Annotated in this window: 18 protein-coding genes; 11 read left to right on the forward strand and 7 right to left on the reverse strand. The window is 71.9% G+C overall.

What is annotated here, in order from left to right:
- Positions 1 to 40: 40 nt before the first annotated feature.
- Positions 41 to 298: a DUF3039 domain-containing protein gene (locus tag BJ993_RS17205; protein ID WP_036541073.1), complete on the forward strand. Its 258-nt coding sequence runs from the start codon at positions 41 to 43 to the stop codon at positions 296 to 298.
- Positions 295 to 2067 (forward strand): DEAD/DEAH box helicase, encoded by a 1773-nt coding sequence (locus BJ993_RS17210; RefSeq protein WP_036540733.1) that lies wholly within the window; start codon positions 295 to 297, stop codon positions 2065 to 2067. The genes BJ993_RS17205 and BJ993_RS17210 overlap by 4 nt, the downstream gene beginning before the upstream one ends.
- Positions 2068 to 2077: 10 nt before the next feature.
- Here the strand turns inward: BJ993_RS17210 and BJ993_RS17215 are convergent, their stop codons facing one another.
- Complete coding sequence (locus BJ993_RS17215; RefSeq protein WP_036540735.1) at positions 2078 to 2572, reverse strand: winged helix-turn-helix transcriptional regulator; 495 nt, start codon at positions 2570 to 2572, stop codon at positions 2078 to 2080.
- Between the two features lie 64 nt (positions 2573 to 2636).
- Here BJ993_RS17215 and BJ993_RS17220 point away from each other — a divergent pair, with 64 nt between their 5' ends.
- Positions 2637 to 3101 carry a PaaI family thioesterase gene (locus tag BJ993_RS17220; RefSeq protein ID WP_036540738.1) on the forward strand — a complete coding sequence of 155 codons (465 nt, stop codon included), beginning with the start codon at positions 2637 to 2639 and terminating at the stop codon, positions 3099 to 3101.
- Here BJ993_RS17220 and BJ993_RS26635 read toward each other — a convergent pair whose 3' ends face one another.
- On the reverse strand, positions 3102 to 4364 hold the full coding sequence (locus BJ993_RS26635) for an MFS transporter (RefSeq protein WP_308645613.1): 1263 nt from the start codon (positions 4362 to 4364) through the stop codon (positions 3102 to 3104). It abuts the gene before it with no gap.
- Positions 4361 to 4807, reverse strand: a complete 447-nt coding sequence (locus BJ993_RS17230) for a MarR family winged helix-turn-helix transcriptional regulator (protein ID WP_179650197.1) — start codon at positions 4805 to 4807, stop codon at positions 4361 to 4363. Before BJ993_RS17230 ends, BJ993_RS26635 begins: the two co-directional genes overlap by 4 nt.
- A gap of 68 nt (positions 4808 to 4875) precedes the next feature.
- On the opposite strand from BJ993_RS17230, the gene BJ993_RS17235 reads away from it, so the two are divergent.
- The 3 genes from BJ993_RS17235 to BJ993_RS17245 are packed head-to-tail and all read left to right on the forward strand — an operon-like array spanning position 4876 to position 6393.
- Positions 4876 to 5418 carry a DUF1697 domain-containing protein gene (locus tag BJ993_RS17235; RefSeq protein ID WP_179650199.1) on the forward strand — a complete coding sequence of 181 codons (543 nt, stop codon included), beginning with the start codon at positions 4876 to 4878 and terminating at the stop codon, positions 5416 to 5418.
- Between the two features lie 31 nt (positions 5419 to 5449).
- Positions 5450 to 5758, forward strand: a complete 309-nt coding sequence (gene clpS, locus BJ993_RS17240) for an ATP-dependent Clp protease adapter ClpS (RefSeq protein WP_036540746.1) — start codon at positions 5450 to 5452, stop codon at positions 5756 to 5758.
- Positions 5759 to 5799: 41 nt separating this feature from the next.
- Positions 5800 to 6393, forward strand: coding sequence for a DUF2017 domain-containing protein (locus BJ993_RS17245; protein WP_036540748.1), 594 nt, complete (start codon positions 5800 to 5802; stop codon positions 6391 to 6393).
- Positions 6394 to 6402: 9 nt separating this feature from the next.
- On the opposite strand, the gene BJ993_RS17250 is transcribed toward BJ993_RS17245, so the two are convergent.
- The 4 genes from BJ993_RS17250 to BJ993_RS17265 are packed head-to-tail and all read right to left on the reverse strand — an operon-like array spanning position 6403 to position 9834.
- Positions 6403 to 6795 carry a universal stress protein gene (locus BJ993_RS17250; RefSeq protein ID WP_179650201.1) on the reverse strand — a complete coding sequence of 131 codons (393 nt, stop codon included), beginning with the start codon at positions 6793 to 6795 and terminating at the stop codon, positions 6403 to 6405.
- Complete coding sequence (locus BJ993_RS17255) at positions 6792 to 8306, reverse strand: tripartite tricarboxylate transporter permease (RefSeq protein ID WP_179650203.1); 1515 nt, start codon at positions 8304 to 8306, stop codon at positions 6792 to 6794. Before BJ993_RS17255 ends, BJ993_RS17250 begins: the two co-directional genes overlap by 4 nt.
- Complete coding sequence (locus BJ993_RS17260; RefSeq protein ID WP_179650205.1) at positions 8306 to 8830, reverse strand: tripartite tricarboxylate transporter TctB family protein; 525 nt, start codon at positions 8828 to 8830, stop codon at positions 8306 to 8308. Before BJ993_RS17260 ends, BJ993_RS17255 begins: the two co-directional genes overlap by 1 nt.
- Complete coding sequence (locus BJ993_RS17265; RefSeq protein WP_179650207.1) at positions 8827 to 9834, reverse strand: Bug family tripartite tricarboxylate transporter substrate binding protein; 1008 nt, start codon at positions 9832 to 9834, stop codon at positions 8827 to 8829. The genes BJ993_RS17260 and BJ993_RS17265 overlap by 4 nt, the downstream gene beginning before the upstream one ends.
- Positions 9835 to 9947: 113 nt before the next feature.
- On the opposite strand from BJ993_RS17265, the gene BJ993_RS26640 reads away from it, so the two are divergent.
- The 5 genes from BJ993_RS26640 to BJ993_RS17290 all read left to right on the forward strand — a co-directional run bounded on the left by BJ993_RS26640 (position 9948) and on the right by BJ993_RS17290 (position 14096).
- Positions 9948 to 11624, forward strand: coding sequence for a sensor histidine kinase (locus BJ993_RS26640; RefSeq protein ID WP_218864734.1), 1677 nt, complete (start codon positions 9948 to 9950; stop codon positions 11622 to 11624).
- Positions 11621 to 12298, forward strand: coding sequence for a response regulator (locus tag BJ993_RS17275; RefSeq protein WP_242530549.1), 678 nt, complete (start codon positions 11621 to 11623; stop codon positions 12296 to 12298). Before BJ993_RS26640 ends, BJ993_RS17275 begins: the two co-directional genes overlap by 4 nt.
- Before the next feature lie 57 nt (positions 12299 to 12355).
- Positions 12356 to 13303 (forward strand): acyl-CoA desaturase, encoded by a 948-nt coding sequence (locus BJ993_RS17280; protein ID WP_242530550.1) that lies wholly within the window; start codon positions 12356 to 12358, stop codon positions 13301 to 13303.
- A gap of 69 nt (positions 13304 to 13372) precedes the next feature.
- On the forward strand, positions 13373 to 13804 hold the full coding sequence (locus BJ993_RS17285; protein WP_036540757.1) for a M67 family metallopeptidase: 432 nt from the start codon (positions 13373 to 13375) through the stop codon (positions 13802 to 13804).
- A gap of 1 nt (position 13805) precedes the next feature.
- A complete protein-coding gene (locus tag BJ993_RS17290; RefSeq protein WP_179650211.1) occupies positions 13806 to 14096 on the forward strand; it encodes a MoaD/ThiS family protein in 291 nt (96 codons plus the stop codon).
- The last annotated feature ends 7 nt before the right edge of the window (positions 14097 to 14103 follow it).

Genomic DNA, 14103 nt, shown 5'->3' on the forward strand with positions numbered 1-14103 from the left:
TCCGTCGGCCCGAGGTCGGTAGAGTGACCCGGTGACCACGATCGGCTTCTCGACAGAAACGGATGTCCGCGAGGACCGCCGTACCGTCCCGACCGACGAGGGCGACCACGAGCGTTTCTCGCACTACGTGGACAAGGACAAGCTCACCGAGGCGATGGTCATGGGCACCCCCGTGGTGGCCCTCTGCGGCAAGGTCTGGGTGCCCAGCCGCGCGCCGGAGAAGTTCCCGGTCTGCCCGGACTGCAAGGAGATCTGGGAGAGCATGTCGGACGACGAAGGGTCTGGTCCGGACGCATGACGTCGCTCGGTCCGGCCTGGCCGGAGCGGGCAGCCTGGGGCACGGCGCCGTCGCTGCGTGCCTGGCAGTCCGCCGCGCTCCAGGACTACCTCGCCCGCAACCCCCGGGACTTCCTCGCCGTCGCGACGCCCGGCGCCGGCAAGACCACGTTCGCGCTGACCGTGGCCGCCGAGCTGCTCGGCCGCCGCATCGTCGACCGGCTCGTCATCGTCGCGCCCACGGAGCACCTGAAGCTGCAGTGGGCCGAGGCGGCCGCCCGCGCGGGGATCCCGGTCGACCCGACGTACTCCGCGGGCGCCGGCAAGATCGCCAGCGACTTCGTCGGCGTCGCCGTCACCTATGCGGGTGTGGGCGTCAACCCGCTCGCGATGCGCATCCGCACCGAGCGGTTCCGGACGCTGGTCATCCTCGACGAGGTGCACCACGCCGGTGACTCGCTGAGCTGGGGCGAGGGTGTCCGCGAGGCGTTCGAGCCCGCCGCCCGCCGGCTCGCGCTGACCGGCACGCCCTTCCGCTCCGACATCAACCCGATCCCGTTCGTCACCTACGCCCCCGGCGAGGACGGCGTCCCGACCTCGGTCGCCGACTACACCTACGGCTACGCCGAGGCGCTCAAGGACCACGTCGTGCGCCCCGTGCTCTTCCTGGCGTACTCCGGGCAGATGAGCTGGCGCACCCGCGCCGGCGACGAGGTCGCCGCCTCGCTCGGCGAGCCACTGACCAAGGACATGACCTCGCAGGCGCTGCGCACGGCCCTCGACCCGAAGGGCTCGTGGATGCCGTCGGTGCTCGCCGCAGCCGACAAGCGCCTCTCCGAGGTACGCCGCCACGTCCCCGACGCGGGCGGCCTGGTCATCGCCACCGACCAGGACAGCGCACGCGCCTACGCCAAGCTGCTCAAGCAGATCACCGGCGAGTCCGTGACGGTCGTCCTGTCGGACGAGAAGGCCGCGTCGAAGAAGATCTCCGCGTTCAGCGCCGACGACAGCCGCTGGATGGTCGCGGTCCGGATGGTGTCCGAGGGCGTCGACGTCCCGCGCCTGGCGGTCGGCGTGTGGGCGACCACCACCTCGACGCCGCTCTTCTTCGCCCAGGCCGTCGGCCGCTTCGTGCGTGCCCGGACCCGCGGCGAGATCGCGTCGGTCTTCCTGCCGTCGGTCCCCAACCTGCTGACCTTCGCCGCGGAGCTCGAGGCCCAGCGCGACCACGTCCTGAAGCGCAAGGTCAACAACGACGGCGACATCTTCGCCGCCGAGGAAGACCTGATGAACCAGGCCAACGCCGGCGACGCCGCCTCCGACGAGCTCGACGCCGTGCCCTTCGAGGCGCTCGGGTCCGAGGCCCGCTTCGACCACGCGCTGTACGACGGCGCGCAGTTCGGCCACGAGGGCGAGGTCCACGTGGGCTCCGAGGAGGAGATGGACTTCCTCGGCATCCCCGGCCTGCTCGAGCCCGACCAGATGCGGAGCCTGCTGCGGCAGCGGCAGGAGGACCGGCGTCGTACCCGGTCGAAGGCGGTGGAGGTCGAGGAGGCGCGCCCCGCCGACACCCTCGCCGATGTCACCACCCACGAGCACCTCGCCGTCCTGCGCCGCGAGCTCAACGGGCTGGTCGCCTCGTGGAACCACCGCACCGGCCAGGCGCACGGCATCACCCACGCCGCGCTCCGCAAGGAGTGCGGGGGACCGGCCGCGGCCGTCGCCAACGCCGAGCAGCTGCAGAAGCGGATCGACCGGATCCGGGAGTGGTCGGTCCGCAAGACCTCCTGAAGGTCCCGGGTCAGCCCTCGAAGGGGCGGACGCCCGGGCCGGGGCGGGTGGCGACGTGGCGCGGGTCGTCGACGTGGTGGCCGGCGGCGCAGCGGACCTCGACGTGGACCGGCTCCGCGCACTCGCCGCGGTGCACGAAGACGGTCGGCGGGCCGCCGGGGTCGGCGAGGTGGCGGTCGCCCCAGTGGCTGATCGCGAGCAGGATCGGCTGCAGCTCGAGGCCCTTGTCGGTCAGGCGGTACTCGTGCCGGACCCGGGAGCCCTCCTGCTGGTAGGGCTCGCGGCGCAGGATGCCCTCCTCGACCAGCGAGGCGAGCCGGTTGGAGAGCACCTGGCGGGGGATGCCGGAGTGGCGGCGGATGTCGTCGAAGCGTCGTACGCCGAGGAAGACCTCGCGCAGCACGACCACCGTCCAGCGCTCGCCGAGGATCGCCATCGCCCGGCCGAGGGTGCAGTTGTCGACCGACCAGGCGAGTGCCGGCGGCGAGGTGGCCACGGTGCTCATGGGACCAGCATAGGCGACCTAGGTCTCATTGACAGACCCAGCGTGGGCCCGCGACGATGGGGCCATGACTGAGTCCGCGATCCAGACCCAGCTCGACCCGAGCACGCTCGACGGCTTCGAGCAGCTGCACGCGATCCTCGACGGCCACCTGCCGCCGGCGCCGATCGCGGAGACCCTCGGCTTCGTGGGCTTCGAGGTGCCCGAGCGCGGCACTGCGATCTTCGAGCTCGACCCCGAGCTGCGCCACTACAACCCGATCGGCAGCATGCACGGCGGCGTCTTTGCGACCCTGCTCGACTCCGCCTGCGGGTGCGCGGTCCACTCGACCCTCGCGGTGGGGGAGGCCTACACCTCGCTCGACCTCACGGTGAAGTTCCTCAAGGCGGTCACCGTCGACTCCGGCCGGCTGCGCGCCGTCGGCACGGTGATGCAGCGCGGCCGCCGTACCGCCCTCGCCGAGGCGAAGCTGTACGACGGCCGCGGCCAGCTGGTGGCCTACGCGTCGAGCTCGTGCCTGATCATCGCGTGATCAGCTGAGGTCGCCCAGCGCCTCGGCCTCCGCCTCCTCGGCGGAGTGCGGGGCCGGGGCGCCGTGCAGGGCGGTCGCGATGGTCCGGCCGCCGGCCAGCATCACCACGACGCCGACCGCGACGGCGATCCCGCCGAACCAGAACGGCGCGGCCGAGCCCTGGTGTTCGGCGAGCTTGAGCGCCACGTACGGGCCGACGGCGCCGCCGGTGAACCGCACGAACGAGTACGCCGCCGACGCGACCGGCCGCTCGACCGGTGCCGCGCCCATGACGGCCTCGGTGACCAGCGTGTTGATGACGCCGAGGAAGGCGCCGGCGACGACGATGCCGACGATGACGACGCTGCTGGTGTCCGCGCCGAGCGCCATGAGGAGCAGGTCGAGCGCGAAGAGCGCGAGGGCGCCGACGAGCGCGGGCACGGTGCCGACGCGGCGCTGCACCCACGGGGCGAGCGCGACGGACGCGACCGCGAGCAGCACGCCCCAGCCGAAGAAGTTCCAGCCGATCTCCATGATCCCGGCCTCCGGCAGCGCGAACGGGCCCGCCGCGAGCAGCGAGAAGAAGCCCAGGTTGTAGCAGACCGCGACCGCGGCCATGATCGCGAGCGCGGGGTGCGCCAGGGCCTTGAACGGGTCCGCCAGCGTCGTACGACGGGCCGCCGGCGGGGTGGCCGGCAGGAAGACCGCGGTGGCGACGAGGGCGATGGTCATCAGCACCGAGACCCCGAAGAACGGGCCGCGCCACGACTGCTCGCCGAGCAGGCCGCCGACGAGCGGGCCGGACGCGATGCCCAGGCCGAGGGCGGCCTCGAACAGGATGATCGCCTGCGCCAGGGAGCCCCTCGACGCGCTGACGATCGTCGACAGTGCGGTCGCGATGAACAGGGCGTTGCCCAGTCCCCAGCCGGCGCGGAAGCCGATGACGGCGCCGACCGAGCCGGACAGCCCCGCCAGCCCGGCGAACACGATGATGAGGAAGAGTCCCAGCAGGAGGGTCCTCTTGGCGCCGATCCGGGTCGAGACCACGCCGGTGACGAGCATCGCGACGCCCATCACGGCCATGTAGCTGGTGAACAGCAGGGAGACCTGGCTCGGGCTCGCCTCGAGCTTCGCGGCGATCTCCTTGAGGATCGGGTCGACGAGGCCGATGCCCATGAAGGCGATGACGCAGGCGAAGGCGACGGCCCAGACGGCGCGCGGCTGGTGGAGGAACGAGCCTCCGGTGGCGGTCTCCTCGGTGGTGGGGTGGGCGGTGGCGGTCACATGCTTCCTTCCGTGCTGGTGCCGCTGCTGGGGTCGACGACGGCCTGGAGCACGGCCACGGCGGTCGCGAGGTCGTCGGGGGAGAGGTCGGGGTGCCGGGCGAGCCGCTCGGCCACGAGCGAGGCGCTCAGTGCGCGCACCCGCCGCAGCTCGGCGCGACCCGCGTCGGTGAGGGTGACCAGGCTGCTGCGGGCGTCCGCCGGGTTCGGCGTCTTCGCCACCCAGCCCTGGTCGGTGAGCTGGCCGACCTGGCCGGTCATCGTCGGCTGCGAGCAGCGGTCCGCCTGGGCCAGCGCGGTCACCGACTGCGGGCCGAGCTCGTCGAGGATCGACAGCACGCGCACGCCGGCCGAGGGGGCGTGGCTGCGGCGGACCAGCCGGACGAGGCGGGCGGCGTACACGGTGAGGTCGCTGCTGAGGGCGGCAGTGTCGGGCGTGCTCACGTCCGCCGACTATACATCGGAAACCTATGTAAAAGTCGAGTGTCCGTGGGGCACGCCACACTGGGGCCATGCCGAAGTACGTCGCGTTCCTGCGGGCCATCAACCTCGGGGCCAAGCGCAAGTTCCCCAAGGCCGACATCGTCACCGCCACCGAGGCGGCCGGCGGCACGGACGTGGAGACGCACATCAACACCGGCAACGTGCTGCTCACGACGAGCCTGCGCTCGCGGGCGAAGGTCGAGTCGGCGCTGGAGGCGGCCTACGAGGAGCAGGCCGGCTTCGTCGTACCGACCATCGTGTTCGCGCCCGCCGAGCTGGTCGCGATCGCCGACGACGCGCGCGAGCTGACCGGTGCGCGCCCGGACCTGGAGCGGCACTACGTCTACCTGCTCAAGGACGAGCCGGACCCGGCGCTGGCGAGGGCCGTCGAGGAGCGCAGCGACGCGGTCAACGAGGTCGTCGTGCGCGGCCGGGCCGCCCACATCCTGCTCGGGCCGGGCTACGAGGCCGGCGGCGTCGACCCCTACCGGGTGGAGAAGTCGCTGGGGGTCGTGGCCACCAACCGCAACTTCAACGTCGTCACCACGCTCGCCGACAAGTGGTGCTCGTGAACGACGCGAGGCCCTGTGCCACCATGGAGCCGTGACGACTGCCAGCCCGGAGAAGGTCGATCCGGGAGTCCAGAAGGACCTCACCCCGGACGAGATCACGCTGGCGGACACCCCCTGGGTGACGCTGGTGTGGAACGACCCCGTCAACCTGATGTCCTATGTCACCTTCGTCTTCCAGAAGCACTTCGGCTACGGCAAGAAGAAGGCCGAGAAGCTGATGATGGAGGTCCACGAGGACGGACGCTCGGTCGTCAGCAGCGGCAGCCGCGAGGAGATGGAGCGCGACGTTCAGGCGATGCACGAGTACGGGCTCTGGGCGACCCTCTCCAAGGCCGAGTGACCACGGCCGAATGACAACGGCCGAATGACAAGGGACTGTCCGTGACCTCCTCCACGACCGGCTTCGTCCGGCACCGCCGCAGCAAGCGCGCCATCGCGACCTTCTCGGTCTTCGAGGCCGACCTGCTGCGCTCCCTGGCCGCGCAGCTCGTCGAGCTGCTGCACAACGAGTCGGCCGTCGTCGTCACCGAGCGCGACCCGCTCGAGGCGCTCCTCGACTTCTCCGGCCCGACCACCGAGCCCGAGGACCCGGTGCTGCGCCGGCTCTTCCCCAACGCCTACCGCGGCGACGACGAGTCGGCAGCAGAGTTCCGGCGGTTCACCGAGGGCGGCCTGCGCGACGGCAAGGCACGCGCCGCCGGCACCGTCATCGACGTGCTCGAGGAGGCGGGGCTGCCGACCGAGCCGACCGACGAGGACATGGTCATCGACGTCGAGCTCGACGACGAGACCGCCCTGGTCTGGCTGCGCAGCCTCACCGACCTCCGCCTGGCGCTGGGCACCCGGCTGGAGGTCGAGGAGGGCGACGAGGACTACTGGTACTCGCTGCCGGACGAGGATCCCCGTGCGCAGGCCCACCACATCTACGAGTGGCTGGGCTTCCTGCAGGAGACCCTCGTCCGATCGGTGCACTGACCCCAGCGGTCAGGCGGCGGGCTTCACCGCCAGCACCGGGCAGTGCGCCTCGAGGATGATCCGCTGGGCGACGCTGCCGAGCAGCAGCTTGCCGACCGGCGAGCGGTGCCGGATGCCGACCACGATGAGGGTGGCCCGCTCCTCGTCGGCCGCCGCGATCACCGCGTCGGCGACGTCGTCCACCAGGTCGTGGCGTACGACGACCTCCAGCCCCTCCGCGGCGAGCCTCTCCTGCAGCGCGGTGATGTCCGCGTCGTGGGCGAAGCGGTCGTCGACCAGCTTGTTGCCCAGCGTCGCGTTGACCACGACCAGCCGGGTGCGCTCCTTGCGGGCCTGGTCCGCGGCGTGGGTGAGGGCGGCCTCGCCGTAGCGGTCCGCGCTGTAGGCGACCACGATGCTCATCGCTCGACCAGCTCCTTCTCGTTGTCGGTGGGGTTCGTCTCCGCGGCTGCGGGCCTGCGGACGCCGCGGACGGCCATCGCGAGGAGCAGGAGCCCCATCACGGCGTACACGACGACGGCGACGGGCTCGCTCCACAGGGTGCTGACGTCGCCCTGCGAGATCTTCAGCGCGGTGGTGAGCTGCTCCTCGAGCTTCGGGCCGAGGATGACGCCGATCAGCAGCGGCAGCACCGGGACCCCGAAGCGGCGCATCGCGAAGCCCAGCAGGCCGATGCCCAGCAGCAGCGCCAGGTCGAAGGCCTGGAAGTTCACGCTGTAGGCGCCGAGCGAGGCGAAGAAGAGGATGCCGGCGTAGAGGTAGGGCCGGGGGATCCGCAGCAGCTTCGCCCAGATCGGGGCCAGCGGCAGGTTGATCAGCAGCAGGAGGCAGTTGGCGACCAGCAGGCTCGCGAGCAGGGCCCAGACCAGGTCGGGGTGCTCGTCCATCAGCGTCGGGCCGGTGTTGAAGCCGTAGCCCTGCAGGGCGACCAGCATGATCGCGGCGGTCGCGGTGGTCGGGAGGCCGAGCGCGAGCAGCGGCACGAGGGTGCCGGCGGCCGATGCGTTGTTGGCGGCCTCCGGGCCGGCGACGCCCTCGATGGCGCCCTTGCCGAACTCCTCCGGGTGCTTCGTCAGCTTCTTCTCCGTCGCGTAGGACAGGAAGGTCGGGATCTCCGCGCCACCGGCGGGCAGGGCGCCGAACGGGAAGCCGAAGGCGGTGCCGCGCAGCCACGGCTTCCACGAGCGCCGCCAGTCCTCCTTGCTCATCCAGGGCTGGCCGACGGGGATGATCTCCAGCGGCTTGCGACGCAGGTGGGCCGCGACCCACAGCGCCTCGCCGATCGCGAAGACGGCCACCGCGACCACGACGATGTCGATGCCGTCGGCGAGCAGCGGGTCCCCGAAGGTGAGCCGGGCCTGGCCGGTGTTGGTGCCGACGAGGCCGAGGGTCAGGCCCAGGAAGAGCGCGATGAAGCCGCGCAGCTTCGACGAGCCCAGCACGGCCGTCACGGCGAAGAGTGCGAGCAGCATCAGCGCGAAGTACGACGGAGAGCCGAGCGTGACGACGAGGTCGGCGACGGTCGGGGCGACGATCCACAGCGCGACCGTCGCGATGGTGCCCGCCACGAACGAGCCGATCGCAGCGGTGGCGAGGGCCTGGGCGGCCCGGCCGGCCTTGGCCATCTTGTTGCCCTCGATCGCGGTGATCACCGATGAGGACTCGCCGGGGGTGTTGAGCAGGATCGAGGTCGTCGACCCGCCGTACATGCCGCCGTAGTAGATGCCGGCGAACATGATGATCGCGCTGTCCGCGCCGACCGTGTAGGTGACGGGGAGCAGCAGGGCCAGCGTCATGGCCGGGCCGATGCCGGGCAGCACGCCGACCGCGGTGCCGAGCAGCACGCCGATCGCGGCGAAGAAGAGGTTCTCCGGCGTGAGCGCGGTCTGGAAGCCTTCGAGCAGCAGGTCCATCAGAGGACTCCGTCCAGGATGCCGGCGGGGATCGGGATGCCGAGGCCGACGTAGAAGCCGTACCAGGTGCCGACCGAGAGGGCGGCGCCCACGGCGAGGTCACGCACCCAGGTGCGGCTGCCGAGGGCGAACGCCGACCCGGCGAAGAGCAGGGCGCCGGTGATCGCCCACCCGAGGAGGTCGATCAGCGCGATGTTGACGACGAGCACGCCGGCGAGCAGCGCGACGGTGCGGACGTCGGTGCCCTGGGTGAGGTCGATGTCCTCACCCTCCTCGGCCTCCGGCCGGTCGCCGCGCGCGGTGGCGATCCCGAGCAGGATGCCGAGGACGACCAGGCCCGCGCCGACGACGTACGGGATGGCGTAGGGCTGGACCGGCTGGTCGGCGAACGCCGGCTCGAGGCTCCAGGCGTCGTACAGGACGTAGCCGCCGACGACGACGAGGAAGCCGGCGAGGCCGTACTGCGCCCGGTCGACGAGGGTGGCCGGCGGGGTGCCCGCCGGTGCTTCGGTGGTGGTGGTCATGCCAGTCCCAGCTCCTTCAGGGTGTCGGCGACGCGGGCGTCCTGCTCGGCGAGGAAGTCCTCGAACTCCTGACCCGTGGCGAAGTTGTCGGTCCAGCCGTTGGCGGCCAACGCTTCCTTCCACTCGTCGGTGGTGTGCATCTTCTTGAGCAGCCCGGTGAGGTACTCCCGCTGCTCATCGGAGATGCCGGGCGGCGCGAGGACACCGCGCCAGTTGGTGAAGACGAGGTCGACGCCGGACTCGGTCAGCGTCGGGGCGTCGACGGTGTCGAGCCGCTCCTCGCCGGAGACCGCGAGGACGCGCAGCTTGCCGTCCTTGATCTGGTCCTCGAACTCGCCCAGGCCGGACATGCCGACGTCGATCTTGGCGCCGAGGAGCGCGGTCGTGAGCGGGCCGCCGCCGTCGTACGAGATGTAGTTGACCTTCTTCGGGTCGACGCCGATGGTGTCGGCGAGCTGCATCGGGAAGAGGTGGTCGGGGCCGCCGTTGCCGGAGCCGCCGCCGACGGTGAGACCGGCCGGGTCCTTCTTCCACGCGGCGACGAGGTCGTCGAGCGTCTCGAAGGGGGAGTCGGCGGGCACGAGGATGCCCTCCTGCTCCTCGACCAGCCGGGCGATCGGGGTCATCTTCAGCGGCTTGGCCTCGGACTTGTTGGTGTAGACCGCGCCCACGACGCCCAGGCCCATCAGCATCATCAGGTCGTCCGCGCCCTCCTCGTTGAGGAGGCGCTGCATGGCGACGGTGCCGCTCGCGCCCTGGACGTTGGTGATCTTGAAGCGTCCGGTCAGGTCGTTGTCCTGCATCGCCCGCGCGGCGGCGCGACCGGTGAGGTCGTAGCCGCCCCCGACGCTGTTGGGGATCATCATCCGCAGCCGCCGGTTGTTCGGGTCGTCCGAGCCCCGGGTGACGCCGCAGCCACTGGCCAGGGCGAGGAGCGCGAGCGCGGCGATGAGAGCGACGAGGGTCCGCCCCGCGAAGGGGCGCCTCGCTCGGCTCGGGTGCATGGGAACCTCCGTGCGGGTTGGGTCGTGACCGTCGTCACGTGCGATCCGTGCCAGCATGTCCACCGGGTGTGGCGGCCGTCACGCTTGCGGACGCAAAGGAGGTTGTGGTCGTTGTGGTCGCGCGCCTCCTGAGGTGGCGGAGCGGCGAGCTGACGCTCGCCGCCAAGGTCCTCCTGCTCCAGCTCGTCGTGATCGTGGTGCTCCTCGTCGCGGTCGGCGTGCTGAGCATCCGCCAGTCCAACGCCGACTTCGCCGAGGAGCGCGGCGACCAGATGGCCTCGGTCGCCGAGTACGTCGCCGTGCAGGACCTCGTGCGGACCCGGCTCGAGGAGGTGCGCGACGGCGCGGAGCGCTGGCAGGTGGCGGCCGACCTGACGTCGTACGCCGAGCGGGGGGTGCGCCTGTCGGGCGCCACCGACGTGCTGGTCCTCGGTCCGGACGGCACCGTCCTCGCCGCGACCGACGCGAGCCGCGTGGGGGAGCGGGCCGACCTCGGTGGGGGCGAGGTGCGCAACGGTCGCAGCGGCACGGCCGACGTCGAGCCGGGCGGCGAGCGCCGGGTGGCGGCATACGCCCCGGTCATCTCGGACGCCCGCGGCGACAACGGCGCGGTGGGTGCGGTCGTCGCCGAGGTGGCCTACCCGTCCGTGGCCGACCAGCTCTCCGAGGCGGCCCCGGAGCTGGGGCTGTTCCTGGGGCTCGGCGCGGTGCTCGGCCTCGCCGGCACGTGGGTCGTCTCCCGCGTCGTACGACGCTCGACGCGGGGCCTCGGCACGACGGAGCTCGCCAACCTGGCCGACCAGCGCGAGGCGCTCCTGCACGCGATCCGCGAGGGTGTCGTGGGGGTCGGCACCGACGGCCGGGTCACGGTCATGAACGACGCCGCCCGCGCCACGCTGGGCCTCGAGGACGCCCCCGACCCGGTCGGCCGGCGCGTCGACGCGCTCGGTCTCGACCCCCACGTGGTCGCGCTCCTGACCGGCGAGGGCGGTGCGGACGCTCGTGACGCGCTGGCCCTCGTCGGCCACCGGGTCGTCGTCTTCAACAGGGGGAGGGCCTCGACCGGCGGGCGCGGCATCGGCACGGTCACCACCCTGCGCGACCGCACCGAGCTGGTCTCGCTGCAGAGCCAGCTGAGCTCCAACCTGTCGATCACCGACACGCTGCGCGCGCAGACCCACGAGTTCGACAACCGGCTCCACACGATCTCCGGGCTGGTCCAGCTCGGTGAGTACGACGAGGTGGCGACCCTGGTCGGCACCCTCACCCGGCACCGGGCGGAGGTGGGGGAGCACGTCGCGAAGCGCCTCGCCGACCCCGCCGTCGCCGCGCTCGTCGTCGCCAAGCACGCGGTCGCCGAGGAGCGCGGCGTCACCCTCGAGCTCGACCCCGGGTCCCGCCTGCCCGCGCTCGCGCCCGACCTCGCCGCCGACCTGACGACCGTCGTCGGCAACCTCGTCGACAACGCCGTCGACGCGTCGGCCGGCGGGGCCGAGCCGGCCGTGGAGCTGTGGATCCACGCCGACGACGACGCCGTCCACGTCCGGGTCCGCGACAACGGCCCGGGCGTCCCGGCCGACCTGCGCGACGCGGTGTTCGTGCGCGGCTGGTCGACGAAGGGGGAGGTGCTCGGCGGGCGCGGGATCGGCCTGCCGCTCGTCCGGCTGATCTGCACCCAGCGCGGTGGCGAGGTCGTCGTCGACGACGCGGAGGCGGACGGCGGCGGGGGCGCCGAGTTCCGGGTGGTGCTGCCCGTCGGCGGCGCGGTCCGTCAGGATGGGCGACCGTGAGCAGCCCCGACCTCCGCGTCCTCGTCGTCGACGACGACTTCATGGTCGCCCGGATCCACGGCCGCTTCGTCGAGCAGACCGACGGCTTCGAGGTCGTCGGCACCGCCCGGACCGGCGCCGAGGCGCTCGAGCTCGTCGACTCCCTGCACCCCGACCTGCTGCTGCTCGACGTGCACCTGCCCGACCTGTCCGGCCTGGAGGTCCTCGAGCAGCTGCGCGGGCGCGGCCAGGACGTCGCCGTCGTGATGGTGACCGCCGAGCGCGGCGCCGCGGCCGTCCGGTCAGCGCTGCACGGCGGCGCGCTGCAGTACCTCGTCAAGCCCTTCGAGTACGACGACCTGGCCGACCGCCTGCGCCGGGTCGCGGTGACCCTGGCCAGCCTGGCCGACGAGGTGGACCAGGCCACGATCGACCAGGCCTTCGGCACGGGCCGGCCGGTCGACGTACCCGCCGTGCTGCCGAAGGGGCTGAGCCCGGAGACCGCGGACCTCGTGCTCGAGGCGGCGCGCGGGACCGGCGAGATCTCGGCGTCGGAGGCCGCCGAGGCGGTCGGCCTGTCGCGGGTCACGGCCCGGCGCTATCTGGAGCACTTCGTCGACACCGGCGCGGCCGAGGTCCGGTTGCAGTACGGGGGGACTGGACGTCCCGAACGGCGGTACCGGGTGGTCAGGTGAGCCGACAGCGGGCTTAGGCTTGCCTGAGCAGGCCCGCCGATGCCCAGGGAGCACCCCATGACTGCGATCGACGACCGTCCCGAGCCGACAGTGCGCGCCACGATGAGCGGCGACCACCAGTCGTGGGCCGAACGGTTCGCGCTCGCGCTCTTCATCGCGGTGCCCTTCATCGCCTTCGTCGCGGCCATCCCGGTGGCGTGGGGCGGCTGGCTCGGCTGGAGCGACATCGTCATCACCTTCGTGATGTACGCGCTGACCCTGCACGGCGTCACCGTCGGCTACCACCGGCTCTTCACCCACAAGTCCTTCAAGCCCAACCGGGCCGTCAAGATCACCTTCGCGATCCTCGGCTCGATGGCGGTCGAGGGCCCGGTGATCCGCTGGGTCGCCGACCACCGCAAGCACCACAAGTACTCCGACAAGGACGGCGACCCGCACTCGCCGTGGCGTTACGGCAACAGCCTGCGCGGGCTCACCAAGGGCTTCGTCTGGGCCCACGTCGGCTGGCTGTTCGACCCCGAGCAGACCCCGATCGAGAAGTACGCCCCCGACCTCGCCAAGGACCGCGACCTGGTCCGGATCTCGCGCACCTTCTGGGTGTGGGTGCTGACCTCGATCTTCCTGCCGCCCGTGCTCGGTGCGCTGCTGACCTGGTCGTGGCAGGGCGCGCTCACCGCGTTCTTCTGGGGCACGGTCGTGCGCATCGGCCTGATCCACCACGTCACGTGGTCGATCAACTCCATCTGCCACACGCTGGGGGAGCGGCCCTTCGCCTCGCGTGACTTCTCCGGCAACGTGTGGTGGCTGGCCATCCCGTCCGGCGGCGAGTCGTGGCACAACCTGCACCACGCCGACCCGACCTCGGCCCGCCACGGCGTCAAGCGCTTCCAGCTCGACACCTCCGCCCGGGTGATCTGGGTGCTGGAGAAGCTCGGCTGGGTCCGCGACGTCCGCTGGCCCACGCCCGAGCGGATCCGCGCGAAGTCGGTCAGCCCCGCCGCCTGAGGCCTCCCCACCGTCCCGCGCACCGGCCCGATTCCGGCGCGGCGGCCCCGACGCAATACGCTGGAGCGCGTGTTGCGGATCGGTCAGGCGACGTACGACGCCCTCGTGGAGCACGCCAAGCGGGACCACCCGGTGGAGGCGTGCGGCATGGTCGTGGGGCCGATCGGCAGCGACCGGCCCGAGCGGCACATCGAGATGGTGAACGCCGCGGGCAGCCCGACGTTCTACGAGTACGACTCGACGGACCTCCTCCAGCTCTACAAGGAGATGGACGACCGCGACGAGGAGCCGGTGGTGATCTACCACTCGCACTCCGCGACCGAGGCCTATCCGAGCGTCACCGACATCAACCTCGCCGGCGAGCCGGGCGCGCACTACGTGCTCGTCAGCACGCGTGAGCACGGGAATAACCCGGGCCCGGTGGAGTTCAGGTCCTACAGAATCATCGACGGCGTCGTGACCGAGGAAGAGGTCACCGTCATCCCAGAGGAGAGCAGCTGACATGGCCATCGAGGTCCGGATCCCGACCATCCTGCGCACCTACACCGGCGGCGAGAAGGCCGTCGACGCCGACGGCGCGACGCTGAGCGCCCTCATCGACTCCCTCGACGCCAACCACCCCGGCATCAAGGACCGCCTGGTGGAGGACAAGGGCAACGGCGTCGAGCTGCGCCGCTTCGTCAACGTCTACATCAACGACGAGGACGTCCGCTTCATCGGCAGCCTCGGGGCCGAGCTGTCCGACGGCGACCAGGTCGTCATCCTGCCGGCCGTCGCCGGCGGCGCCCGCTGAGCCGATG

This window comes from Nocardioides aromaticivorans, from assembly GCF_013408525.1.
In the GTDB taxonomy this organism is placed as follows: Bacteria; Actinomycetota; Actinomycetes; order Propionibacteriales; family Nocardioidaceae; genus Nocardioides; species Nocardioides aromaticivorans.

Excerpts from the sequence above, each read along its gene's own strand:
- BJ993_RS17210 (WP_036540733.1), top strand. The coding sequence starts at position 295 with ATGACGTCGCTCGGTCCGGCCTGGCCGGAGCGGGCAGCCTGGGGCACG.
- BJ993_RS17215 (WP_036540735.1), bottom strand. The coding sequence starts at position 2,572 with ATGAGCACCGTGGCCACCTCGCCGCCGGCACTCGCCTGGTCGGTCGAC.
- BJ993_RS17220 (WP_036540738.1), top strand. The coding sequence starts at position 2,637 with ATGACTGAGTCCGCGATCCAGACCCAGCTCGACCCGAGCACGCTCGAC.
- BJ993_RS17235 (WP_179650199.1), top strand. The coding sequence starts at position 4,876 with ATGCCGAAGTACGTCGCGTTCCTGCGGGCCATCAACCTCGGGGCCAAG.
- BJ993_RS17250 (WP_179650201.1), bottom strand. The coding sequence starts at position 6,795 with ATGAGCATCGTGGTCGCCTACAGCGCGGACCGCTACGGCGAGGCCGCC.
- BJ993_RS17255 (WP_179650203.1), bottom strand. The coding sequence starts at position 8,306 with ATGGACCTGCTGCTCGAAGGCTTCCAGACCGCGCTCACGCCGGAGAAC.
- BJ993_RS17260 (WP_179650205.1), bottom strand. The coding sequence starts at position 8,830 with ATGACCACCACCACCGAAGCACCGGCGGGCACCCCGCCGGCCACCCTC.
- BJ993_RS17265 (WP_179650207.1), bottom strand. The coding sequence starts at position 9,834 with ATGCACCCGAGCCGAGCGAGGCGCCCCTTCGCGGGGCGGACCCTCGTC.
- BJ993_RS17280 (WP_242530550.1), top strand. The coding sequence starts at position 12,356 with ATGACTGCGATCGACGACCGTCCCGAGCCGACAGTGCGCGCCACGATG.
- BJ993_RS17290 (WP_179650211.1), top strand. The coding sequence starts at position 13,806 with ATGGCCATCGAGGTCCGGATCCCGACCATCCTGCGCACCTACACCGGC.